Source organism: Neobacillus vireti (assembly GCF_001026695.1).
GTDB classification, from domain to species: domain Bacteria; phylum Bacillota; class Bacilli; order Bacillales; family Cytobacillaceae; genus Neobacillus; species Neobacillus vireti.
This window is the reverse complement of record NZ_LDNB01000007.1, coordinates 285193-310454: the sequence shown is the minus strand read 5'-3', so window position 1 is coordinate 310454 and position 25262 is coordinate 285193. Positions and strand designations below refer to the sequence as shown.

The window sequence follows — 25262 nt, the reverse complement described above, 5'->3', positions numbered from 1 at the left end:
TTCAAACTCCTCAATTCTGATTGTTTTTCTCGGATTTAATCATCTTATTACATCCCTAAATTCCTGTCAAAGAAAATAACCTCAAGATTCAATATTATTTTACCCCTATTGAAAAAATAAAAACCTATCAGGATTGGTGATAACAGGTGAAAGCTAAATTGCAAACGTAAATGAAGCTATAATTTGTATATGACCACAAAAAAGAGACTGCCATGTATAGCAATCTCTCGTTTCAAGCTTATTTCCACCAGTCATCAAACATGTTGGCCGGAAGCTGACGTTTATGTTCGGTGACAATATAACGCTTTTCAATTTTCTCGGCGGCCGCATGTGACACCGGCTTTCCTTCAAGGTAATCGTCCAGTTCATCATAGCTGATGCCTAGTTCGGTTTCATCAGCCTGACCGGGCTTTTGATCGAGCAAGTCTGCTGTCGGCACCTTTAAATAGAGGCTTTCTTCGGCGCCAAGCTCGATTAGCAGGGCTTTTCCCTGGCGTTTGGTCAGGCCTGTTAAGGGCAGGACATCCGCCCCGCCGTCACCATACTTTGTATAAAATCCGCTGACTGCTTCTGCAGCATGGTCTGTACCGATGACAAGGAGTCCTTCCATGCCGCCGACGGCGTACTGGGCAATCATTCTCATTCTCGCCTTAACATTGCCTTTTTGATAATCGCTAAGATGGCCGGCCTCGGTGTCATATTCTTTTTGCACTTCATCAACAGCCGCCTTAACATTAAAAATCAGTTCACGGTCAGCATGGATAAACGCCAATGCACGTTTGGCATCTTCTTCATCCTGCTGGACTCCATAAGGAAGGCGGACTGCAATAAATAAAGCTTCCGCACCTTCGCTCCGCAGCTCTTCGACAGCAAGCTGCGCCAGCCGTCCGGCAAGTGTGGAATCCTGACCGCCGCTGATTCCTAACACATATCCTTTTGCTTTCGTTTTCAATAAATATTTTTTCAAAAAGTCTACCCGTTTACGAATTTCCTCTTTCGGATTAATGTTCGCGGTGACATGTAACTCCTTGATAATCTTTGCTTGCAAACGCATTGCTTGAGCCCCCTAGCTAAATTCATTTATATATGTACTGTACCACAATCCCCGGTCATTCACTAAAATTTACTAGGAACGTTATTGATGATTTTATATAGATCGTTTGATACCTGATGGATGTCAATCTTACTGTCACGAACATTCAGGAGGATTGCCAGCGCGGTTTTATTTTTAAAATAAACATGCAGCGATTCCCAGCCGCCTACGACACCTCGGCTAAACACTTTATCATTTGTCACATAGAGACCTAAACCATACTTCGATTTTGGTCCCGCTGTCAGCATTTTTGTTAAACTCTGTTTAGAAACAAGCGTTCCATTCATTAACGCCTCATCGAAAAGGCATAAATCAAGGACCGTGGAATAAATATCGCCACAGCCAAAAAGGACATTGGTCTTAAGGGGCTTGGCCGGGATCAATTGAGTTCCAAGTTTAAGATAGCCTGTTGAATAATGGGCGGCCGCTTGCTCCTCGGTAATAAAACCTGAATGGCGCATCGAAGCCTTGGTAAAGATATTCTTTCGGATATATTCATGGAGCGGCAGCCCCGATACTTTTTCGACAATATGCCCGAGGACCAAATAATTGATATCATTATAATCCCACTGTGTCCCTGCTGGAAATCGAATCTGTTTGGAAGCTATTTTCTTCACTATTTCTGCCGGCTTCGGATTACCGGGCTGCCAGCGGGGAGTATCGATTCCGGATGTATGGTTTAATAAATGGATGATTTTTATCTTCTTCCCATTTGGAAAGTCAGGAATATAAGCTGCCACCGCATCTTGTATTGATAATTTCTGTTTATCCTCAAGCTGCATAATACTGGCGGCGACGATTAACTTCGTAATTGATGCAATCGGATGGGCAGTCGCCGGCTGGTTTACGATTTTCTGCTGAACATTTGCAAACCCTGCTCCCTCTTGGAAAATGATTTGATTTTCTTTTACAATAGCGAAACTGCCATTTAAGTGGTTTGCAATTAGATAGTTTCTTAGCTTTCGCTGCAGGTTTGTTTCATTCTGTTTCGTTTCAAAATGGGCGGAAACATTATGTTTCGGCTTTAGTAAATATGGATTTTTTAAGAATCCTACAGTCCCGATGCTAAGAGAGATAAACCATACAATCATTTTCCATTTCACGTCTAATCACATCTTCCTCTATTCCATTTAATCATTCTTGCGTTTATTATGGATGAATAAACAGTGAGTTACTCTTTTTTTATGTAATATGGAAAATTTTCGAGTACAAAATCTCCTTGTGGTAAAAATAGTTGTTATCTACAATGGAGATTACACACTGTGACTGTTTAGTTATTTTTCAAAAGGCTCTGTTAAAAGAGAATGTTCTTTAACACAACCTTTCAAAAAGATAATCTGGAGGGAATATGATGGAAGCTAAAACATGTAATGAATCAAGAGTAGTGAGAACCAGCAGGATTTTTCCTAATGATGTCAATAATCATAATACGCTGTTCGGAGGGAAGCTGATGAGTGATGCCGATATGCTTGCCTCGATTTCGGCGACAAGGCACTCACGAAAGGAGTGTGTCACCGCATCGACTGATTCAGTTGACTTTCTTAGCCCGATTACACCAATGGACTCTGTTTGTTTCGAGTCTTTCGTTACATGGACAGGCACGTCCTCTATCGAGGTCTTTGTCAAGATCATTGCAGAAAACCTAAAAACGGGTGACCGAAAAATTGCTGCTACCGCCTTCTTGACCTTCGTTGCCCTTGATGACAACGGGAAACCGACTGCGGTCCCAAAAATTATTCCTGAGACAGAGGAAGAAAAAAAGCTCTACGAAACTGGACACGAACGGGCCGAAAAACGGAAACTCCACCGAAAAAACAGTAGAGAACTTGCGAACTATTTCACAACTAAGAAGCCTTGGGAATAATTAAAGGTTCGCGAGTAATCGCGAACCTAGATTTTTTGTAGTTTGCCTCGATCAGGTGCATGGGGCGGTTTTTGCATCCAGCCGCGATTAACCATTATCTTAAAACCCTTTGCGGAGTAAAGTAAAATTTCCAAAATGTACTTTTCATAATAAGCCGCTAGATCCGTTCGCAGTGAGAGTGACAAGGCATGTCCAATCATCGTGACATCAATCGCATTCAATGAGTGGAAAAGCGTAACAACAAGCCGGTCTGAAAATGGCGAAACCGTTGAATCCGTTACTTCCATACTTACACTGATATTCCCTAATAATTCCTCTCTCATTAGAATGTCATTAAAGGTTCTAATTTGTTTCTCAGAAATTTCCTTTCCTTCCTGGATATATTCATGAATTTCTTTATCTTTGACTACCTGCAGCAATCCCATACAAAGTAAAATAGAAAAATAATTCCGCTCGGTATTAAAAAAGATTTCGGTAATTTCTGCCGCATTGACCGGTCTTTTTTTCCCAAATCCACTCACATAAGATTTACTTTCAATATATTCCACTTGATTTGGATAAGGAATCATCGGTGGACGGTCATAGATTCCCTTCTCAAGCATTAAGGTTGTTGCTTGCTGATATAATATCGACGATTGCTGGACCATCGCCACAAAAAAATCCATCACATCTTTCCGAGCCGTATTCACCGTAATAAAGCTCGTGTTAATCATGCTCATTCGATTCATTGCATAAACAAAACTCAAGCCATACATATCATAAAATAATCTCGGTGCCGACAAATTAACGTCTTTTTCGGAAAATCCATCGGGGATTGGAATACCCTCCTCAGTAAAAATACGGGTGATCCACTGGACATGACCATCAGATATCTCAAAGGCTTGCTGTAAAATTTTCTTGATTTGTTCATCTTGATTGTGATGAAGAAAATAGGTTAATAAACAAACAGCCATATTCTCTTGGAGATAGACAGCCCACAATCCGCCAATTTCTGAACTAGATAATCTTATGCTGTGTTCAGTCATTTTGGAGTCCTCCTAAAATAGTGCTTTACGAATAGAGTCCCAAGCAGTCAGCTGGATTATTCACGAAACCAGGACATCATTCGTCTGCATCATTGCGTTTCTGCCACGTCATCACTCCATCTTCTTCATCAATCTCAATTGTGACATCAACAACGCCTTTTTCAGCTAGGATTTTTTCTTCTAACCGATCTTTAATATCGTCTGCTGCAGCCACCGTTAATTTCGGATCTACCTCAATTTCCAATTCAACGTGGAGGTCCTCGCCCTCTTTAATCACGGTAATATCTTGGATATCCATAACATCTGGATCCGCCATGACCAATGCTCCGATTTTGTCTTCCATTTCTTCATCAGCCTGCCCAATCACTCCGGCAGCATTATCTAAAAAGACTTTGCCAACGACGAAAAACATCATTCCCCCTATTATTATCGAGGCGATTCCTTCTAGCTGATGGAACTTTGTAAAATAAGATAGGACCACGGCAATAATTGCCAGCAGACCGCCCAATGTCGCAACAAGGTCTTCCATGAACACAAGCTTGGGTGCTGGTTTCGCTCTTCCTAAATTGGCAAAGGTTTTTACAAACACATTCGTGCCGCTTGCTTCAATTTCAAGATCATGAAGGATTTCTCTCATCGCTTTAAAAAGGACAAAGGTTTCAAGTATAGTGGAAACCCCTAAAACAATAATATTGATGATAAAACCGGCTGACTTCGTTGGATGAATGACGTGATGCCAGCCTTCGCGAATCGTTTCAAACGCCATAATGCCCACGATTAACACAGCACCTAAAAGAACGAGGTTTACTAAGCGGCCAAACCCATTTGGGAATTTTTCCGTCGGCGCCTTTTTACTTAAGGCTGAACCAACGAACACAAAGAACTGGTTCGCAGCATCACCGAGGCTGTGCATAGTTTCCGCAAACATTGCAACATTGCCAGTAAACATATAGGCGGCACCTTTAATAATCGAGATGACCGTATTAATAATCGCAGCTAGCATCGCTGATTTATTGCCGCGTTTTAAAAGTTGAAATATTTCTCCCATCGAATCCTCTTTTCTGTTCCTAAAATGACTTATCCTTACTATTTTCTAAAAAAAGATATTTCATAAACAAAAAGCGAAGACAAGTATTGGCAAAAATAAAGAAGACCCCCAGCCGTGGGAGTCAGTTTTGTTTATAAGTTTTCCAGTACCATGTTTAAACGGTTTGTTCGTTCATTTTTTTCATCCTCTGATGCTAAATCATATTTTTTCAATAAATGGAACACTTCATTCAGGATTTCCTGTGTATGTTCTTTTGCAAAAAATTGTACAAATAATGGCTTCATTTCTTCCGGTAAAAAAGCCGCCTGTGATTCGTATTTACTCTTTACATCTTCATGTGTATGATTCAGCTTGCATTCGCTCATGGTTATTCCTCCTGGCTCTGTAATAGCTTTAGCATAACAGAAATCAACCCAAAGAAAAAAGCCCAAGAATAATCGAGGACCTTTTTGTTAAACCTTTTTAGTTTCTGTTACTTCTAAGACGTCCAATAGGAAAACAAATACCGGAATCCCGACAATCAGTCCCCAGACACCAAAGAAATGCTCAGAGAATATTAACACGATGAACGTATAGAAGACAGGCAAATTTGTCTTGGAGCTCATTAGATTTGGGTTCAAAATATAGGCCTCGATTCCATGGATAATTGCAATCGCGATGCCGACATATAGAACTTTCATCAAACCGCCGATGCTATAAGCGATAATAACGAGCGGAATTAATGATATTATCACACCGGCAACAGGAATAAGCCCCAACAGGAAAACCATTATCGACAAGCCGCCCAGCTGCGGAAAATGGAGCAGCCATAAGGAAATGGTTGTTAGAATACAGTTTACAAGAGCAATGATTAATTGCGCTTCTATTACTTTTCCAAACGTTCTTACGAATTTGCTTGCAAAAAACTCAACTTCAACGTAAATCGAGGCAATTTTGCTCGTTCTAAATTTCTTTGTAAATTCAATTAACCGCGGCTTTTCCAGTAAGAAGAATAAACTTAACAAAAGCGCTAAGAGAACTTGTAAGGTAATTTTACTAATATCGGTAAAATACTTTAATAAGAACGTAACACCCTGTTCTAAGTAGCTGGAAATTTTGACTTCTTCAATTCGTTTCACGATATAATTTAGAACAAAATTATCATGCTTCGACGTGTAAAAGGCTGTCAGCTGCTTGATTAACGCTGTAATTTCACCGGCAATCATCGGCAAATACATGATTAAGCCGTAGGAAAGCAAGCCAACAATACAGGCATACGAAATGATAACAATCAACTTACGGTTAAGCGGAATTTTACTGCCAATGAATTGAACGAGCCGATCCATTAAAAACGCAAAAATAAATGTTAACAAAATCAAATTAATCATGCTTCTCATCGCATAAATAATGACTGCAATGACAATAAATATTGAAATTCGTTTGAAACCGCTGCTCTGCAAAAGTTTATTTATCATAGGCAATTATCGAACCCCATTTTTTTTACTATGAACCCAGTGTTACCTATTTTTATTATAGCAAATCAGTAGTTATTTTGTCTTATTTGAACCGTTATCTCACCTTAAATTGGTAAGGGGTCATCGAGCTGTCGATTGCTTTACCTTCATAGCCATTTTTACTTAAATAGTCGAAAAGTGCAGGCAAATGGGCAAGTGTTTCTTTTCTTTCGTGTAAAAGAATCACAATGGGACCATCATGGTGTGTCATTTTCTCTAATTGGTTAATGACACTGGTGACATACCGTGCATCCTTATAATCCCAATCCCTGCTGTCAATATTCCAATCCCACATAATATACCCATTATCATCTACTGCTTTTCGATATTCAGCCGTCATTTTCGGAACACTGCCATACGGCGTTCTCATGATATACGAATCGACACCGGAAATTTCTTTCAATGTGTTGCGGTTCTGGGTTAGTTCAGCGATAACTGAATCTGCAGAAGCGTAAAATTTCTTAACATCATGTGTTACGCTATGAAGACCGACCGTCTCTCCCTTTGAAACCATCAATTTTACTGCATCTGGATAACTGCGAATATTCCCGTCAAGCATAAAGAAGGTTGCTTTAAAATGATATTTTTCTAGAAGCGAGATGATATCACCGGAAAATGGAGCCGGGCCATCATCAAATGTTAAATAAACCGTCTTATTGTTCCCTTGCTGCTCCGTTCTATTTTCCCCTTGCTCTGCTGCATCGGATTCCTTTACTGGTGGCTGAGTAGTACCTGTTTCGTTTGTGGAAGGCTGCTCCGCAGTATTATCTTTAGTCGTAGTATCTGGCACATGATCTTGCTTGTTCCTCCATTTTATCGCTTGATCTTGCAGTTTTCGCATCCGTTCTATTTCAAGTCTTGCATCCGCAGAATCCCTGATGATTGTTTCTGGTGTTGGACCCTTTGCTATTGCACGATTAATAGGGTTATTTTTTTGGTGATTACTAGGTCCGCTTGTAGCTTTTGCCTGAAAATAATTGCTCACAAATATCCCTGCAAACAAGAACCCAATTGCAATAACGACAATGATTGTCCCTTTTGTCCAACCGCTCTTTAGTTTCCCCATGGTTCTATCCCTCTTTGATGGTTTTATTTTTCTTTCTTCATTATAGACGATATCCCGCCCGATTTGTTACTAATCTATTAAAAATATTACAATACTATTAAAAATATAGTGAGAATAGTAGAAATATAGCTGATACTGTCTTATTTTCCCTAAACTACACAATTTAATCACTTCATAATAAATATCTCTAATAACCATAATAACCGAAATTTGGGAATAATGGGGTATTTTTAAATTAAAATTTTTAAAAAACAGATAGGCAAGTTTTGGACAATATCGGAATACATATCACTGAACAAGATTTTACTAATCAGGTTGGGTTTTGTTTTATTTAGGAGGTCAGTTCTTGACTACATATCATTATGGGGGAAAACGACAAAACCTCTTTGAATTTAGGTTCAAAGAGGTTTTTCTTGGCTGTATTTAAAGTGAATGTTGATTTCCGTTCCAGGCGCGAGCGGTTCGCGGGGCGGGCGGTGAGCCTCCTCGGCGAATGCCTGCGGGGTCTCATCTGTCCCGCTGCTCCCGCAGTATCCACGTCCAATCAACATTGTGCTCAAAATCAACAATGTGCTTTAACACAGCCTTCTTTTTTAAAAATTTTTCGATTTGCCGTCAGCCTTGGCTTTTACCGGCAATAGCGATTGCTCTATTTTTTCATATTTCGTAAGGACCGTTTTTACAAAGCCAAGCTTTGGAACTATCCAGTAGGCAGCAAGAGCGGCAACGATTCCAATAAGAGCACCGGTTACCACATCGCCGGGATAGTGAACGCCGACCCAAATCCGGGAGACTCCTACGAAGCAAGCAAACACAAGCCATAGCCACCCATCTTTTTTTCGAACGAGCCAAAATGAAAAACAGACAGAGAAAAACAAAATCGAATGGTCACTCGGAAACGCATTGTCGACCACGTGGGCAATAAGCTGGTTTACATGTGGCAGCTCAGCAAATGGCTGGTTATGATAATACATAGTTCCGGCAATTTTCCCCAGGACTTCGGCGAGCACAAAAGCAACTCCGCCTTGGATTACCATCATTCTATTTTTATTGATTCGTGTAAACCAATAAACTAGCATACCTAATGCTAAAACAATGATCATGTAATCAGCCATGAAAATAGCGATTGGGTTTAGCGAGGCATGTTCTTTCCCTATATCATTAATTGCTCGAAAAACATCAACATTTAATTGCGAAATAGACATAATTTATGTTTCACTCCTGATTCATTACTATTTTCTAGGTGCCCTGTACTATTATCGTTTAATTAGCTTTAAATAGTCCTTAACCATTTCTTAATTTTTTCTTAAAATTACACTATACTCGATTAGAGCTCAATAAAAAATGGACTAGATGACTAATTTTTAAACTAAGCCCTTAGTTGTATTTCCAAAAGAAAAATCGCGGATGAGGAAAAAGCAGAGAAGTAAGATTCTCTGCTTTGTTATTTAGAACCGAGGATTTCCGGTTTAGCTTGCTGTTTCTGATTATATATTGGCAAAATGAAGAGCAAACCGATGAGAAACAAGAAGGCGGATGTTTCAAACGTGGCTACCAATGAAAAATGCTCCTTTAGAATACCAGCGACACTCATTGTTATCACCATTGATCCGGCGAACAGCGGGCTTAAGATACCGTTGACGCGGCCGATAAAGGCCTCTTCTGTTTTTTGTAAGATCAGAGTATTGATCCCGATTTGAATACATGGCATCATCAGACCGTTACAAAACTCGGCAATCAATGTAATCGAGAGGTTTGTTGACCAGCCCATAACAGCGATTCCGATGCCATTAACGAGCATTCCAAAAACAAGCAGCCGTTGCGGCGGGACATTTTTTGCAAAAATCATCGCTGCTGCTCCGCCAATAATCATCCCGACACCATTGACCATAAACAGCCACTGAAGGTTTTCCTTTGGAAGGTTTAACTGTTCGGTGACAAGGAAAATCGATAACGGATTAATGAAGCCAATTCCCAGGCCTGCAGCCATAAAGCATAGTCCTAAAAGACTTAATTCTTTTTTCCCTAAAACATACTTAACTCCACTTTTCATTTCCTGCAGTAATGTGGATTCACCCACTTCTTCTAATGGACGGTCCTTCGGCAGGAAGGCAAGAGCTGCGGCTGAAAGCAAGAAAGCCGTGCCGGTAACAGCGATTGAGATATCAATGCCAAACGATTGAAAGATGGATGTTCCAATAATCGGGCCAAGTACCATAAATAAAGCAAAGACAGTTTGATAGACGGACATCGCCTGTTGCACTTGATCTGCTGACAAGTGCATCTTAAACAATTTCATCCCTGAAGGCTGGGAGAATTGTGAGAGGATCGCTGAGATTAACGTCGCAAAAAACACGACTTTCCATGTTCCGAAAATAAGTGTAATGAGCACGACAAAAATGGACACTGCACTCAAAATATCACACCAGACCATTGTCTTTTTCGGTGCCCAGCGGTCGGCAAAGGTCCCGCCGATAAAGGAAAAAATAAAGATTGGCGCGAATTCAGCCACCGAAATCATTGAGACTGCAAAGGCATCGCCGTTGGTCTGCTCCATGACAAACAGGAGAACGGCAAAGTTTCGGACCCAAATACCTATCTGTAAAAACAAGCCCGACATAATAATCGCAAGAAAGACTCTGTTGCGAAATAAACCACCCGATGGTGCGGGTTGGGTTAAGTTATTTTCCATATAAAAACCTCCTACGTAAATTTCTGGCAGGAGGCGGCACAATACAATTCCAAAGCGGCAAAATATCCCGGCGTGAGGGGACACTATGATCTTATCGACTTGTATAAAAGTACAGACTAATCCTATCCAGAAAAAAGATTATATTTTTTTCATGAGAAATAGGATTATAAGATCATCGTTCCAAGGTCACCCTTCCGTTTTTTGTAAGGTTTATTCTAAATGATTCCGGGCATTAAATCAAGTATTAATCCTTTTTTGCCGGGGTCTCCTAATTAGTCATTATTGAAATGGTATTTCTTTTTAAAACAAACAATTCATTAGGCAGTCGTTGAATAACTCCCGTTTTCTGAAACATAATAACTATGGTTGTTCAATTCCGTTAGGAGGAGATATTTGATGATGCAAAATCAACAGGGACAAACGCACCAAAATATGCATACAGGGACTGTGCCGCCGCAAATGAACCATGGCGGTCATGAAGTATTTGATGTACATGAAGTTCTTTCAGGAGCCATTGGCACGATGGATTCGTACATGCTGCTGCGCCAGCACGTAAAAGACCCAGAACTGCTGGATATTCTCGATCGCCAATACCAATTTATGCAAGAGGAATACAACATTACGGTGGAATGTTTCAAGTCGGGACAGAACCCTTCAAAACCGACACAAAGCTATAAAATGACCCAGGGGAATGACTTTATCTATGGTTTAACCCCAACCCAGCCAAAAAAACCGGTGCAATCTCCAACAGAACTTACCGATGCTTGCGTTTCAGGCATGATGCTTGGTTCTGTCAAATCAGGCGCATCCATGAAAGCAATGGCTGCCTGTGAGGTGACTAACCCTGTCGTACGGCGCGTGCTTGCCGATTCTGTGCCAAATTGCATTGAAATGGCTTACGAGCTCTCGATTTATCAAAATAAACATCATTACTATCAGGTGCCGCAGCTTGCTCAACAGGATATGCAGCAGCTGCTTAATGCGTATGCACCTGCACAGGGGATGCAGCAAATGCCGAATAATAATATGAATACGACACATTAATTCGGAATTCCCATTAAAAGGAAAATCTACCCTAATCTGATGATAGGGTAGATTTTTTTGGATTATTGATTAAAATTAATTAGAATGTAACACCAAGGAACGGAATATATAACCAAGGATTACTTCAAAAGAAAATAGCTTTTGAAGATACCTTTTTTAAGATATAAAAAAGACTAGCATCTCTGCTAGCCTTGTTATCCACCTATGTATGGTGGAGACGGCGGGACGTGCGTTTCCATGCTTTCGTCATGGCACTGACTATATCTTAGACCTGATTTAACAGGCCTCTCGGCGTATTATGCAAAATGTATATTTGCCTTTTAGGCAGGATTTCGCATCCTAGTACTACCATTTCAATATGGCAGCCTATAAGTCGATACACGGCTGTTGGATTGCTCCACATACCGCTCGGCATTGCCTTATCACTTTTTAAAAGTGACTTAGGTTTCACCGATAAAGCCGAATTTTCACTTATGTGTTACCACATAAGGCGACTAATTACTAATCGAACCCGCGTCCAAAGATATCGCCACTTAAGCATCTACGAGTGTAGTCGATATATTGGTGTTTCACTGAGCCTTCTGCCTATCGACCGGCGTCCGGTCAGCTAGCCTGGTTGTTCTCTTCCTTCATCCTCAGGCGGTGGAATCCGGCGTAGCCCACTTAGAGTGAGTCCCTTACCCTACCACATGGGCAATGGAGGGAGGAACCGCTATGCAGTATTAAGCTGCGAAAGCGAGGTTGTTGTTAGTTTTGCCAGTTATGGCTTTGACGTTTTAACGAGGCCGATCCCCTCGACTCGCAACCTAAGCTCAAACTACCCCTGTCGAATCCGTAGCGTCCCCATTATAAAAATGAAACTAGACGTTAGGATGCTCAACAATGTCTTGAGCAAAAGTTTCTGCCGCTTATCACTGCGACAAACTTATTATAACACATTGTCAGGAAATTTCAATTGTAAGTATTTGTAAGTTGTTTTTTATGGCACCTTACATCTTCTGACGGTCGCGGAAGGCACGTTCGATTTCACGCTTTGCTTCTTTTTGCTTTAAGGCTTCACGCTTATCATAGTTTTTCTTACCCTTTGCTAGACCAACTAAAACCTTACAGAAACCATTTTTTAAATAAAGTTTTAAGGGCACAAGCGCATAACCTGCTTCTTTCGTTTCCCCTAGCAGCTTATTGATCTCCCGTTTATGGAGCAAAAGCTTACGCGTTCTCAATGGATCGTGATTAAAAATGTTTCCCTGCTCATATGGGCTGACGTGCATCCCGAAAAGAATCGCTTCCCCGTTTTGAATCCGCGCATAGGCATCCTTGAGATTCACTTTTCCGGCGCGAATGGACTTAATTTCTGTCCCCTGAAGAACGATACCTGCTTCGTACGTTTCTTCGATAAAATAGTCATGATAGGCTTTTTTGTTTTGCGCAACTACTTTTCCTACACCTTTTGGCATATGTTTCACCTCATCTATGGCTTTATTTTAGCAAAAAAAATGAGCTGATACAATTGAAAGAGAGCCTCGCAAAAAAGGCTCTCTCTTAATAATTATTTATTTTTCCGCTTTATACTTTTTGACTTAGGAACATTTTCGTAAAATTTGCGTTTCTTCTTCGGTTTTTTACCTTGACTGCCTTCTTTTTCTGCGTTCTGGCTACCGCCTTTATTTCTACCTTGTTTACCGTTTTGATTACGATCTCCCTGTTTATTGCGGCGAGGCTTGTGGGTATCACTACCCGTTTTGAAAACCTTTGGCGTCGCGGAACGTTCTCTGTGAGGAGTTCCCTTCATACCGACAATTTCAAAATCAATCGCACGCTCTTCTTTATTGACTTTAACGACCCGAATGGTAATTTCATCGCCAATTCGGAATACATTCCCAGTCCGCTCGCCAATCATAGCGAGATGGCGCTCATCATAGCGATAGTAATCATCGGTCATATAGCTGACATGAACAAGCCCTTCAATTGTATTTGGCAGCTCGACAAACATTCCAAAATTGGTTACTGAGCTGATAATTCCATCATACTCCTCACCAACCTTGTCCTCCATGTACTCCGCTTTCTTCAAATCATCTGTTTCCCGTTCCGCATCCACGGACCGGCGCTCCATTTTGGAAGAATGGTCTGCAATTTCAGGCAGGCGGGCATTCCATTTTTCCCGCGTTGTCTCATCCAGCTTTCCTTCAACCAAATATGTCCGAATCAAACGGTGAACGATGGTGTCCGGATAACGGCGAATTGGCGAAGTGAAATGGGTATAGAACTCCGTCGATAAGCCGAAGTGGCCAAGACTTTCCGGATCATATTTTGCTTGCTGCATCGAACGCAGCATGACCTTTGAAACAACCATTTCCTCCGGCTTGCCTTGAACCTCTTCAATGATCTCCTGAAGGGCCCGAGGATGGACGTCATTAGCTGTGCCTTTTACAATGTAACCAAAGTTGGTAATAAACTCGAAAAAGCGGCGCAGTTTATCTTCCTTTGGATCCTCGTGAATGCGGTAAATAAATGGAACATCCAGCCAGTGGAAATGTTCTGCAACTGTCTCGTTGGCAGCAAGCATAAATTCTTCGATTAGCTTCTCCGCCACCGAACGCTCACGCAGGATAACATCGGTCGGTTTTCCATCTTCATCGACAAGAACCTTTGATTCTTTGAAATCGAAGTCAATCGCTCCACGCTTCATTCGTTTATGGCGGAGAATGGCAGCCAATTCTTCCATCATTTCAAACATCGGTACAAGCGGTTCGTATCGCGCCCGTGTTTCCTCATCTTGATCAACAAGAATTCGATTCACATCATGATAGGTCATCCGCTCAGTTGTCTTAATCACACTTTGAAAAATTTCATGGGAAACAACTGCGCCTTCCGGTGTGATTTCCATATTACAGGAAAGCGTCAGCCGGTCCACTTTTGGATTTAACGAACAGATCCCGTTCGATAGCCGGTGCGGGATCATTGGAATCACGCGGTCGACTAAATAAACACTTGTTGCCCGCTCCTCTGCCTCGAGGTCGATTGGCGTACCTTCTTTTACATAATAGCTGACATCGGCGATATGAACACCAAGCTTGAAGTTGCCGTTCTCAAGCCTTGTTACCGTTACTGCATCATCAAGGTCCTTGGCGTCCGCACCGTCAATCGTAACAATCGTTTCATTCCGAAGATCGCGGCGATTGACTAGTTCGCTTTCATCTATGGTGTCAGGCACCTCATTTGCCTGCTTTAATACCTCATCAGGAAAAGCCATTGGCAGGCCATGCTTATGTATGACAGACAGGATATCCACACCTGGATCGTTTTTGTGACCGAGTATAGTGATGACTTCGCCCTCGGCGCTCTTTCGCCCCTCGGGATAGGTGACGAGCTTAACAACAACTTTATGCCCTTCCACTGCCCCTTTTGAAGCGCTTTTGGGAATAAACACATCGCTGGCGAATTTTTTATCATCGGGAATCACAAAACCAAAACTTTTGCTTTCCACATACGTCCCTACGATTTGCTGTATGCCTCGTTCAATAATGCGGATAATGCTTCCTTCACGGCGAGATCCTGAGGTTTCTGATGAAACACGCGCTAACACGGTGTCACCGTGCATCGCCGTGTTGGTTTCATTTGGCGGAATAAAAATATCATCCATACCGGGCTCTTCCGGTACGACAAACGCGAACCCTTTTGCATGACCGATTAGCTTTCCTCTGATTAAATTCATTTTTTGCGGCAGGCCGTATCGGTTACTGCGGGTTCTTACGACTAATCCCTTTTCTTCCATTTGGACAAGGGCTTTAACAAACTCCTTAAAGTCACTAGAGTCCTGAATGCCAAATGCCTCTTCTAGTTCTTGGACAGTTAATGGCTTATATGCCTCGTCTCTCATATATTGCAATAGCTTGTCAATATGTTGTTGAATGTTATCTTCCAAGCGAATCCCTCCTTTGGGTGCTTTATTAATCGTGCCAGTCCAACTTCTCTAAAAAGGCGTAAATATCCTCATGCAGCTGGTCACGTTCTTTATCGAGCGTGATTACGTGGCCGGATTCTTCATACCATTTGATTTCCTTTGTGACTGACTCGATTTCGTTGTAAATAATGTTGGCACTTTCAGTATTAATCATGTTATCGTGGCGTGCCTGAACCACGAAGGTCGGTGCATAAATCATCTCGACATTTTCACGGACATCGGCGATTAATTGCTGCAGGGCTTTTAATGTTTTCATTGGTGTCTGTTTAAACTCATTCATTTCCTTTTCGATTTGCTCGTCTGTTTTTCCTTCGCGCTTTTTAAATTCACGGGCATATTCAAGTATACCTTCATACATCACTTCTTCACTTTTTATATGCATCGGCGCACACATTGGTACAATCGCTTTTATAGGTACAGTGTAACCTAATTTCAAGGAAAATACGCCGCCAAGAGACAGCCCGGCAACAGCAATTTCTTCATGACCGCTATTTTTTAAAAATTCATAGCCATTTATTACATCCTGCCACCAGTCTTCAGGTCCAGTATGGACAAGTTCCTCCGGCGGTACACCATGTCCCTTGTAGTGCGGCGCATGGCAGGTGTAGCCTCTTTTTTCAAGAAAGCGGCCGAGCATCCGGACATCAGCAGAATTGCCGGTAAAGCCATGGAGGAGCAAAATGGCCCTCTTTCCCCCTTTGAAGGTAAATGGCTTAGGTAGGGTGACTTTCATTTAAAAAACTCCTTTTATATTTGCTTATTTTTAGTTTAAGCAATGTAGCGATGAACATGCTAGGAAAAAGGCTTGCGGGTTGTTCAGTGAGCGCCAATTTGAATTGGGATTCCGGCTAATTTGTTTAATCCCGCCAGTTTTGATTGAGATCTCGCCAAACTTTGGGTTTATCTCGCCAAACTGAGAAGGGATTTCGCCAACTTTTAGCTTTATTTCGCCAAACTGGGACGGGATCTCGCCAACTTTGTTTATTCCAGCCTTTTTTAATTGAGATCTCGCCAAACTTTGGGTTTATCTCGCCAAACCGGGACGGGATCTCGCCAACTTCTAGTTTTATCTCGCCAAACTGGGACGGGATCTCGCCAACTTCTAGTTTTATCTCGCCAAACTGGGACGGGATCTCGCCAACTTTGTTTATTCCAGCCTATTTTAATTGGGATCTCGCCAACTTTGTTTATTCCAGCCAATTTCGACTGAGATTTCGCCAAACTTTCTGTTTATCTCGCCAAACTGAGAAGGGATTTCGCCAACTTTTAGCTTTATCTCGCCAAACTGAGGCAGGATCTCGCTAACAAGTATTTTCCCGTTCGGGACAACTAAAAAACCCGGCACTTTGGCCGGGTTTTAACTGTCTATATTAGATTTTGAAGTAAGTAACGGCAAGGGCAAGAATGAAGAACAATACTGATAATACAATCGTAATACGATGTAGGATCAAGTCAATTCCTCGTGCTTTTTGCTTTCCGAAAAGGGATTCAGCACCACCAGAAATGGCACCGGATAATCCAGCGCTTTTACCTGATTGAAGTAAGACAACCCCAATAAGTCCAATACTTACGATTACTAATAAGATAACAACAAATGTATGCATGAAGGCCACCTCCTGTAGACGTACATTTCACAGTAATTTAAATTTACCATATTATTTGACTTTTAACAATAGCGATATTTGTGATTGCTGGAAGTGGCCTTCATCTTTTATCTCAAAATCGACGATGCCATCCTCACATATGTATGTCGTTTGCCTCTTACGACAATGGAATAAGCCGTAATGTTTTCGGGAATCGCCATTCCAGCTGCCCCGGCATCACCAATATGGAATAAGTCCGCTCCGGCCATTTTACTATTCAAAGCAATTTGTTTAATCGTCGCTTCATCAGCGCCTTCTTGACTTGTTCCTGTTGTTAGAATGGCAAGGGCGCCCTTTTCATGAACAGCATCTACTAATTTTGCTGTTTTTTCAACCGTAAAGCCTGGCACTGTTCCCGGTGATGGGATAAGGATAATATCGGCTCCTGCCTCGATAAATGAATGCAGCGTCTCCGTTGACATCAGGCTGCCGCCTGCCTCGCCGGCGACACCGGCACTGTGCATTTTTCCTGCGATAATAAGGCCTTCCGGACCAAAAATCGAGCGTGCCCTTCCAATTGCCTTTGTTATTTCCGCATTGGAAACACCTGTTTTTGGATTTCCCGTTAAGCAGACAAAATCAAAGCCCAATTCCTTCGCTTTTTGCAGTGATTTTTCCGTTGCCAGACGGCCTTCAGGGAGTTCTACTAATGCTTCTACCTTCTCAGCATCCAAATCAACTGGCTCTAGATTTAACCCAATCGGCCGCCCAACATGTCTTTTTAACGTTCGAACTAGGGTGTCAGGCACCTCAACATCCAAACCCTCCATACTTGGATTAAACACATCGAAGAAGTTTAGTAAAATCAGATCAGCACCAAAGGCTGCAGCCATTTCTGCATTAGTAACCGCAGGATAATACGGGGTTACTGCTCCGATTACCTCAGCTACAATCGTCCTTCCCTCCGATGCTAGGATTGATTGCCGCAAATCACTTCCGTTCATTTTTTCAAAATCAGCTGCCGTACAATCTAATAACCTTTTCATACTTTCCGCCTCCTCTTTATATACAAAAAGTACCACATATTTGAAAAAAAGGCACTCATATGCGAGTGCCTTTTTGGATAGGAAAATTATTTACTCAAGTTATAGAAAGATTTAAGACCATTGTATTGTGATGTTTCACCTAGATTGTCTTCGATACGAAGCAATTGGTTGTATTTTGCGACACGGTCTGTACGGGATGGCGCACCAGTTTTGATTTGACCAGCGTTTGTTGCAACGGCGATGTCTGCAATTGTGTTATCTTCTGTTTCACCAGAGCGGTGGGAGATAACAGCTGTGTAACCTGCGCGTTTTGCCATTTCGATTGCATCGAACGTTTCAGTAAGTGTACCGATTTGGTTCACTTTGATTAGGATGGAGTTACCAATTCCTTTTTCGATACCTTCAGCTAGTTTTTTCGTGTTTGTAACAAATAGATCGTCACCAACTAATTGAACTTTTTTGCCAAGGCGTTCAGTTAATAGTTTGTGGCCTTCCCAGTCGTTTTCGTCTAAGCCGTCTTCGATAGAGATGATTGGGTATTTGTTAGCTAATTCTTCGTACCAATCAACCATTTCTGCAGACGTTTTTACAACACCTTCGCCAGCAAGATGGTATTTACCGTCTTCTTTGTTGTAGAACTCAGAAGATGCAGCGTCCATCGCAAGCATAACTTCTTCACCTGGTTTGAAGCCGGCTTTTTCGATTGCTTCAACGATTGTTTGCAATGCTTCTTCGTTTGAGCCTAAGTTTGGTGCAAAGCCGCCTTCGTCACCAACAGCTGTGTTAAGGCCTTTGCCTTTAAGAACTGTTTTTAACGTGTGGAAAATTTCTGCACCCATGCGAAGCGCTTCTTTAAAGCTTGGCGCACCGACAGGCATGATCATAAATTCTTGAATATCGACGTTGTTGTCGGCATGCTCGCCGCCGTTAACAATGTTCATCATTGGCACTGGAAGCTGCTTAGAATTGAAGCCGCCAAGGTATTGGTATAAAGGAATATCTAGGTAATTTGCTGCTGCGTGAGCAACGGCCATTGAGACACCAAGAATAGCGTTGGCACCTAATTTGCCTTTGTTGTCTGTACCATCAAGCTCGATTAACGCGTGATCGATCGCCACTTGATCTAAGACACTGAATTCTTCGCCAACAAGATGTGGTGCAATAATATCGTTTACGTTGTCAACTGCTTTAAGCACACCTTTGCCAAGGTAACGAGATTTGTCACCGTCGCGAAGTTCGACTGCTTCATACTCACCAGTTGAAGCACCGCTTGGAACTAGTGCGCGGCCGAAAGCGCCTGATTCTGTAAAAACTTCAACCTCAACAGTAGGGTTACCGCGGGAATCTAATACTTCACGTGCATATACATCTGCAATAAATGGCATGTAAATCTCTCCTTAAAATTTGGTTTTTCGATAATTTAGAAATCACCAGTTTGTTCAACCGGTCTTTCACTTTTATTTTATCAATGATTTTCCGGTCATTTCAGCCGGCTGATCCAGCTTTAATAAGTCTATCATTGTTGGCGCTAAATCACCAAGGATACCCCCGTCACGCAGTTCAATCCCTTTCTTTGTAACAATCACCGGTACAGGGTTCGTCGTGTGTGCCGTCATTGGCTCGCCATCTAATGTTATCACTTCGTCGGCATTTCCGTGATCGGCGGTGATGATGGCTGATCCGCCTTTTTCAAGGATTAAATCGATAATTTTTCCTAGGCATTCGTCAACTGTTTCGATGGCCTTGATTGTTGGCTCAAGCATGCCTGAATGGCCGACCATATCCGGGTTGGCAAAATTTAAAATGATGGCGTCAACTTTATCATTTTGAATTTCCTTCAATAAAGCATCGGTTACTTCATAGGCGCTCATTTCAGGCTGAAGGTCGTAGGTCGCTACCTTTGGCGAGTTGATTAAAATCCGCTCTTCACCAGGGAATTTTTCCTCACGGCCGCCGCTCATAAAGAAGGTGACATGCGGATATTTCTCTGTTTCGGCGATTCTTAATTGCTTCAGTCCATTTTGCGACAGTACTTCACCTAAGGTGTTATCTAAATTCGACGGTTTAAAGGCAACATACCCGTTTACTGATTCACTGAAGTGGGTTAAGCATACGAAAAATAAATCCTTTGGATGCTTTGGTCCACGGTCAAAAGAGCGAAAGTCTTCGTTTGTGAACGTATTGGAAATTTGGATTGCCCGGTCTGGACGGAAGTTATAAAAAATAACAGCATCGTTATCTTGGATCGTTGCGACCGGCTGACCGTCCTCTTTTGTAATCACAGATGGGATGACGAACTCATCAAAGATTCCATGTGAATAAGAGTCCTCGACAACCTCTAACGGATTGCTGTAGGCTGGACCCTCGCCGTAAACCATCGAACGATATGATTTCTCAACGCGTTCCCAGCGCTTGTCGCGGTCCATCGAGTAATAGCGTCCAGATACGGTGGCGAATTCGCCGACACCGTACTCCTTCATTTTATCCAGCGTTTGCTGAATATATTTGGCTGCTGTTTTTGGACCGACATCACGGCCGTCAAGGAATGCATGCACATAGACCTTTTCCACGCCTTCTTCTTTAGCGAGCTTCAACAAAGCAAACATATGCTGAATATGGCTGTGAACGCCGCCGTCTGAAAGCAGTCCGAATAAATGAAGGGCAGTGCCATTTTTCTTCACGTGTTCCATCGCCCCGGTAAAGGTTTCGTTTTTTTCAAATTCGCCTTCGCGAATCGCAATGTTTACGCGTGTTAAACTTTGGTAAACAATCCGGCCGGCGCCAATGTTCAAATGCCCTACTTCAGAATTACCCATTTGTCCTTCCGGAAGGCCGACTGCCTCACCCGATGCAGTTAAATGGGAATGTGGATAGGTACTCCAAAGGCGGTCAAAATTTGGCTTCTTCGACTGTGCTACCGCATTTCCTTTTGTCTCACCCCTGCAGCCGAAGCCGTCAAGGATAATGAGTGCAACTGGAGATTTACTCATAGCTGCCTGCCCCCAGTAGTTGTAAAAAAGATTGCGGCTCAAGGCTTGCTCCGCCCACTAAAGCCCCATCAATATCGGACTCAGCCATATATTCTTTAATATTTTCCGGTTTCACACTGCCGCCGTATTGAATTCGAACGGCATCAGCAACATCTTGGGAAAATTGTTTTGCCACTACCTGGCGGATATGGGCACAAACATCGTTCGCATCCTTAGATGTTGACGATTTCCCTGTGCCAATCGCCCAGATTGGTTCATAGGCAATCACTGTTTGTTTTACTTGCTCATCTGTTAATCCCGCTAACGCCTTTTCAACTTGTCCGCCAACGAATTGATTCGTTTCGCCATTTTCTCGCTGCTCTAGGGTTTCGCCACAGCAAACGATTGGGCTTAAATTGTATTTGAATGCGGCAAGCGTCTTTTTGTTTACTGATTCATCGGTTTCATTGAACATTTCACGGCGTTCAGAGTGACCGATAATCACATATTGAACACCGAGATCAGCAAGTGCTTTCGGGCTGATTTCGCCTGTAAACGCTCCGTTTTCCTCAAAGTGCATATTTTGGGCACCAATTTTCACGTCAGTCCCTTGTGCTGCTTCAACAAGTGTTTGTAAAAATAATGCCGGTGCACAAATCACAGATTCGATTTTGTCTTCGACAGGAACAAGTCCTTTGACTTCCTCAGCAAAGCTTTTTGCTTCAGAAAGGGTTTTGTTCATCTTCCAGTTCCCTGCAATAATAGGTTTACGCATGGTGGCTCATCCTTTCTTTTCCTTATTGTCTAGCTCCAGCGCCCTAGCGGCTAGTGTCCTTCGCTCTCCGCCCTACGATAAGTCAAGCACGAATGCGCCTCCGGCTCTTCGTGTTTCCTTTATCTCAGTTGGAGCGCTCCAGGCCATACGCCGCTGAACAGGGCGCTTGCGCTTTTCTTATTTATCGTTCAATGCAACGACTCCTGGCAATGCTTTGCCTTCCATAAACTCTAGGGAAGCGCCGCCGCCTGTGGAAATATGACTCATTTTCTCTGCTAAGCCAAATTTCTCGACCGCTGCTGCTGAGTCACCGCCGCCAATAACTGAATATGTACCCTCTGCTCCAGCAAGCGCTTCGGCAACGGCTTTTGTGCCGCCGGCAAATTTGTCGATTTCAAATACGCCCATTGGTCCATTCCAGATAACCAATTTGGATTTTTGAATGACATCGCGATAAATTGCAGCTGTTTTTGGTCCGATATCGAGTGCTTCCCAATCAGCTGGGATTTCTTCTATTGCAACCACTTTAGTGTTAGCGTCAGCAGAGAAATCGTCCGCAACAACCGCGTCTACTGGCATGTAAAAATTAACGCCCTTCTCCTTCGCTTTTTCAATGAAAGATTTCGCAAGATCAATCTTGTCTGCTTCAAGCAGGGATTTACCGATTTCGTGTCCTTGTGCTTTCACGAAGGTATAAGCTAGTCCGCCGCCAATAATTAAGTTGTCCACTAGCTCTAAAAGATTTTCGATAACACCAATTTTGTCCTTTACCTTGGCACCGCCGATAATCGCTGTAAACGGACGCTCAGGATTGGAAAGAGCCTTACCAAGTACATCCAGTTCTTTTTCCATTAAGAAGCCGGAAACTGCTGGAAGATTATGGGCGATGCCTTCTGTTGAAGCATGCGCGCGGTGGGCAGCGCCAAATGCGTCATTCACATATACATCAGCAAGTTCTGCAAAAGCCTTTGCTAACTCAGGATCATTCTTTTCCTCACCAGGATAGAAGCGGACGTTTTCTAATAGAAGCACTTCGCCATCTTGCATCGTCTCAATCAATGCTTTCACAGAATCACCGTATGCTTCATCTGCCTTTTTCACATCTTTACCGAGAAGTTCAGCTAGTCTTACGCCAACCGGTGTTAAGCGCATTTCTTCGACTACTTTGCCCTTTGGACGGCCAAAATGGCTTGCTAGAATTACTTTTGCACCTTGTTCCATTAAGTACTGAATCGTTGGCAGCGCGGCGCGAATCCGCGTTTCGTCGGTTATTTTTCCATCCTGCATTGGCACGTTGAAATCTACCCGGCAAAATACGCGTTTCCCTTTCACATCGACATCTTTAAGTGTTTTCTTATTCATGTAAAAGACCTCCTTAAAGTAGTGGCATTTATTTACGTAAAAAAGGGAAGGGGGCATCAACTCCCCGCTCCCCTTTGGAAAACCTAAAGCTTTTTATAGTCCTTTTGATGCGATGTAATCAACTAGGTCAACAACGCGGTTAGAGTAACCAACTTCGTTATCATACCAAGAAAGTACTTTTACCATGTTGCCTTCAAGAACCATGGTTGATAAAGCATCGATTGTAGAAGAAACAGTTGCACCGTTATAGTCACTTGAAACCAATGGAAGTTCACTGTATGCTAGGATGCCTTTTAATGGGCCTTCAGCAGCTGCTTTTAATGCTCCATTAATTTCTTCTGCTGTAACGTCCTTTTCTAATTCAGCAACTAAGTCCACAACAGAAACGTTTGGAGTTGGAACGCGCATTGCCATACCGTTTAATTTACCTTTTAGTTCAGGTAAAACAAGAGCAACAGCTTTAGCAGCACCAGTTGATGTTGGAATCATGTTTTCAGCAGCTGCACGGGCACGACGATAGTCCTTATGCGGCAAGTCAAGGATTTGTTGGTCATTTGTGTATGAGTGAACAGTAGTCATCATACCGCGCTTGATGCCGAATGTATCATTTAATACTTTCGCAAATGGTGCTAAGCAGTTTGTTGTACAAGAAGCGTTTGATAATACATGGTGGTTGTTTGCATCGTATTTGTCTTCGTTAACACCCATAACGATTGTGATATCTTCGTTGTTTGCCGGTGCAGAGATAATAACCTTTTTCGCACCTGCTTCAAGGTGTTTCGCAGCATCTTCACGTTTTGTGAAACGGCCAGTTGATTCAACCACTACTTCAACGCCAAGATCACCCCAGCCAAGTTGTGCAGGGTCGCGTTCAGCGAGAACCTTCACTTTGTGTCCGCCAACTACTAGGTATTCACCATCTACGGTCACGTCTTCTGCAAGCGTTCCGTGAACGGTATCATATTTTAAAAGGTGGGCAAGCATGTTTGCATCTGTTAAGTCGTTAATTGCCACGATTTCCACATTGCTATTGTTTAAAGCCGCACGAAATACATTACGACCAATACGTCCAAATCCGTTAATACCAACTTTTACTGTCATGATAAAATTCCTCCTTATAATTGGGTAGAAATATATTTTTCTTAAAAAGGATTTACCCTTTTAATAACCTTTTTGCCGCACCTTCATCGGTTATTAAAATCGTCGCCGCCGGTGCTTGTTTTAAGTATGCTTTAATTGCCTTCGCCTTTGAGGATCCGCCTGCCACCGCAATGATATTAGGAATCCCAGCAAGGTCTTCGCGCTGTAGTCCAATCGTTAATACTTTATGGACAATCTCGCCTTCTTCATTAAAATAATAACCAAACGCTTCGCCGACGGCATTCCCGGTTTCGAGTTTTTGCTGAATCTTGGGGGTTGTTTTTCGCCGCTCGGCCATTGTGATAGCATCCCCAATCCCATGAAGTACCATGCTTGCGGATTTAATTAGCTTTAAAACCTCATGAATCTCTGGCTCTTTGATGAGGGATTGATAAATTTCTGAACTAACCTGATCAGGAACATAGAAAACACGATGTTTAGAATCGGTGTTTTTTGCCATATTTGAGCATATCGTATTCGCTTGATTTGCGACATCCTCACCAACTCCGCCACGAGCCGGAACAAAAAGCAAATTCTTCCGGGTAAGCTCAGGAGTTAATCTTTCTGCAATAGCAGCCATCGTTGAACCGCCAGTAACAGCGATAATATTTTCCCCTGTTAAAAGCTTTTTCATGCAGGCGGCACTTGCTTTGCCAAGCTCGCCTTTGACCAATGGTGACTCGTCGCTGTCGCCAGGAACAATGATGACACCCTTGATGCCAAGCCGGTGTTTTAATTCTAATTCCATCACGTCAATACCCTTTAATTCACGCATTAAACCTTCTAAATCCTCTAGTAAATTTTTTCCTTCCGAAGTTAAACTCATTCCCACGCTGTTTGCGTAAATAAGATTTTGCTCTTTTAGGAAGTCTACTTCACTGCGCAGGATTCTTTCGGTTAGCCCGAGGCTGACTGCTAAACTTCTTCTTCCTACCGGCTGCATAAATCCTATGTATCGGAGGATAGAATATCTTTTTTGCAGGACGATAAGTAGGTCGGGTAATAATCTTTTTTGGATATCGATAAATGATTGCATGAGAGCATGCTCCTTAATTCTATGTAGTTGGGCGAAAAATGTCCACCATAGACATATTGTGT

The 25262-nt window shown here is 42.5% G+C and carries 22 protein-coding genes and 1 other RNA gene; 2 read left to right on the top strand and 21 right to left on the bottom strand.

The features are described from left to right. Positions 1-238 precede the first annotated feature (238 nt). Both nadE and AA980_RS08605 read right to left on the bottom strand, forming a co-directional pair. Entirely contained in the window at positions 239-1054 is an 816-nt protein-coding gene (gene nadE, locus AA980_RS08610; RefSeq protein ID WP_024029084.1) for an ammonia-dependent NAD(+) synthetase, read from the bottom strand. Positions 1055-1116: 62 nt separating this feature from the next. Continuing rightward, positions 1117-2184, bottom strand: coding sequence for a serine hydrolase domain-containing protein (locus AA980_RS08605; RefSeq protein WP_152681117.1), 1068 nt, complete (start codon positions 2182-2184; stop codon positions 1117-1119). A gap of 260 nt (positions 2185-2444) precedes the next feature. Here AA980_RS08605 and AA980_RS08600 point away from each other — a divergent pair, with 260 nt between their 5' ends. Continuing rightward, positions 2445-2957 carry an acyl-CoA thioesterase gene (locus tag AA980_RS08600; protein WP_024029082.1) on the top strand — a complete coding sequence of 171 codons (513 nt, stop codon included), beginning with the start codon at positions 2445-2447 and terminating at the stop codon, positions 2955-2957. A 26-nt stretch (positions 2958-2983) separates the two neighbouring features. Here the strand turns inward: AA980_RS08600 and AA980_RS08595 are convergent, their stop codons facing one another. The 7 genes from AA980_RS08595 to AA980_RS08565 form a co-directional block, all read right to left on the bottom strand. After that, a complete protein-coding gene (locus AA980_RS08595; protein WP_024029081.1) occupies positions 2984-3982 on the bottom strand; it encodes a DUF3231 family protein in 999 nt (332 codons plus the stop codon). Positions 3983-4058: 76 nt separating this feature from the next. Then, a complete protein-coding gene (locus AA980_RS08590; protein ID WP_024029080.1) occupies positions 4059-5030 on the bottom strand; it encodes a cation diffusion facilitator family transporter in 972 nt (323 codons plus the stop codon). 131 nt (positions 5031-5161) lie between these two features. Next, positions 5162-5395, bottom strand: a complete 234-nt coding sequence (locus tag AA980_RS08585) for a hypothetical protein (protein WP_024029079.1) — start codon at positions 5393-5395, stop codon at positions 5162-5164. 87 nt (positions 5396-5482) lie between these two features. Further along, positions 5483-6484, bottom strand: a complete 1002-nt coding sequence (locus tag AA980_RS08580; protein ID WP_034724314.1) for an AI-2E family transporter — start codon at positions 6482-6484, stop codon at positions 5483-5485. A 94-nt stretch (positions 6485-6578) separates the two neighbouring features. Next, entirely contained in the window at positions 6579-7589 is a 1011-nt protein-coding gene (locus AA980_RS25750) for a polysaccharide deacetylase family protein (RefSeq protein WP_024029077.1), read from the bottom strand. A gap of 593 nt (positions 7590-8182) precedes the next feature. Beyond that, the gene (locus AA980_RS08570; RefSeq protein WP_024030771.1) at positions 8183-8794 is read right to left on the bottom strand and encodes an undecaprenyl-diphosphatase; all 612 of its coding nucleotides are present in this window, start codon (positions 8792-8794) and stop codon (positions 8183-8185) included. A 239-nt stretch (positions 8795-9033) separates the two neighbouring features. Then, positions 9034-10281 (bottom strand): MFS transporter, encoded by a 1248-nt coding sequence (locus AA980_RS08565; RefSeq protein ID WP_024030772.1) that lies wholly within the window; start codon positions 10279-10281, stop codon positions 9034-9036. Positions 10282-10680: 399 nt separating this feature from the next. Here AA980_RS08565 and AA980_RS08560 point away from each other — a divergent pair, with 399 nt between their 5' ends. Continuing rightward, positions 10681-11325 carry a spore coat protein gene (locus AA980_RS08560; RefSeq protein ID WP_034725075.1) on the top strand — a complete coding sequence of 215 codons (645 nt, stop codon included), beginning with the start codon at positions 10681-10683 and terminating at the stop codon, positions 11323-11325. A 502-nt stretch (positions 11326-11827) separates the two neighbouring features. Here AA980_RS08560 and ssrA read toward each other — a convergent pair. The 12 genes from ssrA to AA980_RS08505 all read right to left on the bottom strand — a co-directional run bounded on the left by ssrA (position 11828) and on the right by AA980_RS08505 (position 25200). After that, positions 11828-12162, bottom strand: a transfer-messenger RNA (tmRNA) gene (ssrA, locus tag AA980_RS26240). Between the two features lie 152 nt (positions 12163-12314). After that, positions 12315-12782: an SsrA-binding protein SmpB gene (smpB, locus tag AA980_RS08555; RefSeq protein WP_024030774.1), complete on the bottom strand. Its 468-nt coding sequence runs from the start codon at positions 12780-12782 to the stop codon at positions 12315-12317. A 92-nt stretch (positions 12783-12874) separates the two neighbouring features. Further along, a complete protein-coding gene (rnr, locus tag AA980_RS08550; protein ID WP_024030775.1) occupies positions 12875-15250 on the bottom strand; it encodes a ribonuclease R in 2376 nt (791 codons plus the stop codon). Positions 15251-15275: 25 nt separating this feature from the next. Continuing rightward, positions 15276-16022: an alpha/beta hydrolase gene (locus AA980_RS08545; RefSeq protein WP_024030776.1), complete on the bottom strand. Its 747-nt coding sequence runs from the start codon at positions 16020-16022 to the stop codon at positions 15276-15278. A gap of 637 nt (positions 16023-16659) precedes the next feature. Continuing rightward, the gene (secG, locus tag AA980_RS08540; RefSeq protein WP_024031179.1) at positions 16660-16893 is read right to left on the bottom strand and encodes a preprotein translocase subunit SecG; all 234 of its coding nucleotides are present in this window, start codon (positions 16891-16893) and stop codon (positions 16660-16662) included. Between the two features lie 107 nt (positions 16894-17000). Continuing rightward, positions 17001-17918, bottom strand: coding sequence for a DUF7916 family protein (locus AA980_RS08535; RefSeq protein ID WP_024031178.1), 918 nt, complete (start codon positions 17916-17918; stop codon positions 17001-17003). Between the two features lie 86 nt (positions 17919-18004). Beyond that, on the bottom strand, positions 18005-19303 hold the full coding sequence (eno, locus tag AA980_RS08530) for a phosphopyruvate hydratase (protein WP_024031177.1): 1299 nt from the start codon (positions 19301-19303) through the stop codon (positions 18005-18007). A 72-nt stretch (positions 19304-19375) separates the two neighbouring features. Further along, positions 19376-20908 carry a 2,3-bisphosphoglycerate-independent phosphoglycerate mutase gene (gpmI, locus tag AA980_RS08525; RefSeq protein WP_024031176.1) on the bottom strand — a complete coding sequence of 511 codons (1533 nt, stop codon included), beginning with the start codon at positions 20906-20908 and terminating at the stop codon, positions 19376-19378. Beyond that, positions 20901-21662, bottom strand: coding sequence for a triose-phosphate isomerase (gene tpiA, locus AA980_RS08520; RefSeq protein WP_024031175.1), 762 nt, complete (start codon positions 21660-21662; stop codon positions 20901-20903). Before tpiA ends, gpmI begins: the two co-directional genes overlap by 8 nt. A 177-nt stretch (positions 21663-21839) precedes the next feature. Beyond that, positions 21840-23024 (bottom strand): phosphoglycerate kinase, encoded by a 1185-nt coding sequence (locus tag AA980_RS08515; RefSeq protein ID WP_024029093.1) that lies wholly within the window; start codon positions 23022-23024, stop codon positions 21840-21842. Between the two features lie 93 nt (positions 23025-23117). Further along, positions 23118-24125: a type I glyceraldehyde-3-phosphate dehydrogenase gene (gap, locus tag AA980_RS08510; RefSeq protein WP_024029094.1), complete on the bottom strand. Its 1008-nt coding sequence runs from the start codon at positions 24123-24125 to the stop codon at positions 23118-23120. Positions 24126-24177: 52 nt separating this feature from the next. Next, positions 24178-25200 (bottom strand): sugar-binding transcriptional regulator, encoded by a 1023-nt coding sequence (locus AA980_RS08505; protein ID WP_024029095.1) that lies wholly within the window; start codon positions 25198-25200, stop codon positions 24178-24180. Between the last annotated feature and the right edge of the window lie 62 nt (positions 25201-25262).

Bases quoted from the DNA above. Each gene is read 5' to 3' on its own strand.
- AA980_RS08605 (WP_152681117.1), bottom strand. From the start codon at position 2,184: ATGATTGTATGGTTTATCTCTCTTAGCATCGGGACTGTAGGATTCTTA.
- AA980_RS08545 (WP_024030776.1), bottom strand. From the start codon at position 16,022: ATGAAAGTCACCCTACCTAAGCCATTTACCTTCAAAGGGGGAAAGAGG.
- gpmI (WP_024031176.1), bottom strand. From the start codon at position 20,908: ATGAGTAAATCTCCAGTTGCACTCATTATCCTTGACGGCTTCGGCTGC.
- AA980_RS08515 (WP_024029093.1), bottom strand. From the start codon at position 23,024: ATGAATAAGAAAACACTTAAAGATGTCGATGTGAAAGGGAAACGCGTA.
- AA980_RS08570 (WP_024030771.1), bottom strand. From the start codon at position 8,794: ATGTCTATTTCGCAATTAAATGTTGATGTTTTTCGAGCAATTAATGAT.
- secG (WP_024031179.1), bottom strand. From the start codon at position 16,893: ATGCATACATTTGTTGTTATCTTATTAGTAATCGTAAGTATTGGACTT.
- AA980_RS08560 (WP_034725075.1), top strand. From the start codon at position 10,681: ATGCAAAATCAACAGGGACAAACGCACCAAAATATGCATACAGGGACT.
- AA980_RS25750 (WP_024029077.1), bottom strand. From the start codon at position 7,589: ATGGGGAAACTAAAGAGCGGTTGGACAAAAGGGACAATCATTGTCGTT.
- AA980_RS08585 (WP_024029079.1), bottom strand. From the start codon at position 5,395: ATGAGCGAATGCAAGCTGAATCATACACATGAAGATGTAAAGAGTAAA.
- eno (WP_024031177.1), bottom strand. From the start codon at position 19,303: ATGCCATTTATTGCAGATGTATATGCACGTGAAGTATTAGATTCCCGC.
- smpB (WP_024030774.1), bottom strand. From the start codon at position 12,782: ATGCCAAAAGGTGTAGGAAAAGTAGTTGCGCAAAACAAAAAAGCCTAT.
- nadE (WP_024029084.1), bottom strand. From the start codon at position 1,054: ATGCGTTTGCAAGCAAAGATTATCAAGGAGTTACATGTCACCGCGAAC.
- AA980_RS08595 (WP_024029081.1), bottom strand. From the start codon at position 3,982: ATGACTGAACACAGCATAAGATTATCTAGTTCAGAAATTGGCGGATTG.
- gap (WP_024029094.1), bottom strand. From the start codon at position 24,125: ATGACAGTAAAAGTTGGTATTAACGGATTTGGACGTATTGGTCGTAAT.
- tpiA (WP_024031175.1), bottom strand. From the start codon at position 21,662: ATGCGTAAACCTATTATTGCAGGGAACTGGAAGATGAACAAAACCCTT.
- AA980_RS08505 (WP_024029095.1), bottom strand. From the start codon at position 25,200: ATGCAATCATTTATCGATATCCAAAAAAGATTATTACCCGACCTACTT.
- AA980_RS08565 (WP_024030772.1), bottom strand. From the start codon at position 10,281: ATGGAAAATAACTTAACCCAACCCGCACCATCGGGTGGTTTATTTCGC.
- AA980_RS08600 (WP_024029082.1), top strand. From the start codon at position 2,445: ATGGAAGCTAAAACATGTAATGAATCAAGAGTAGTGAGAACCAGCAGG.
- AA980_RS08580 (WP_034724314.1), bottom strand. From the start codon at position 6,484: ATGATAAATAAACTTTTGCAGAGCAGCGGTTTCAAACGAATTTCAATA.
- AA980_RS08535 (WP_024031178.1), bottom strand. From the start codon at position 17,918: ATGAAAAGGTTATTAGATTGTACGGCAGCTGATTTTGAAAAAATGAAC.
- AA980_RS08590 (WP_024029080.1), bottom strand. From the start codon at position 5,030: ATGGGAGAAATATTTCAACTTTTAAAACGCGGCAATAAATCAGCGATG.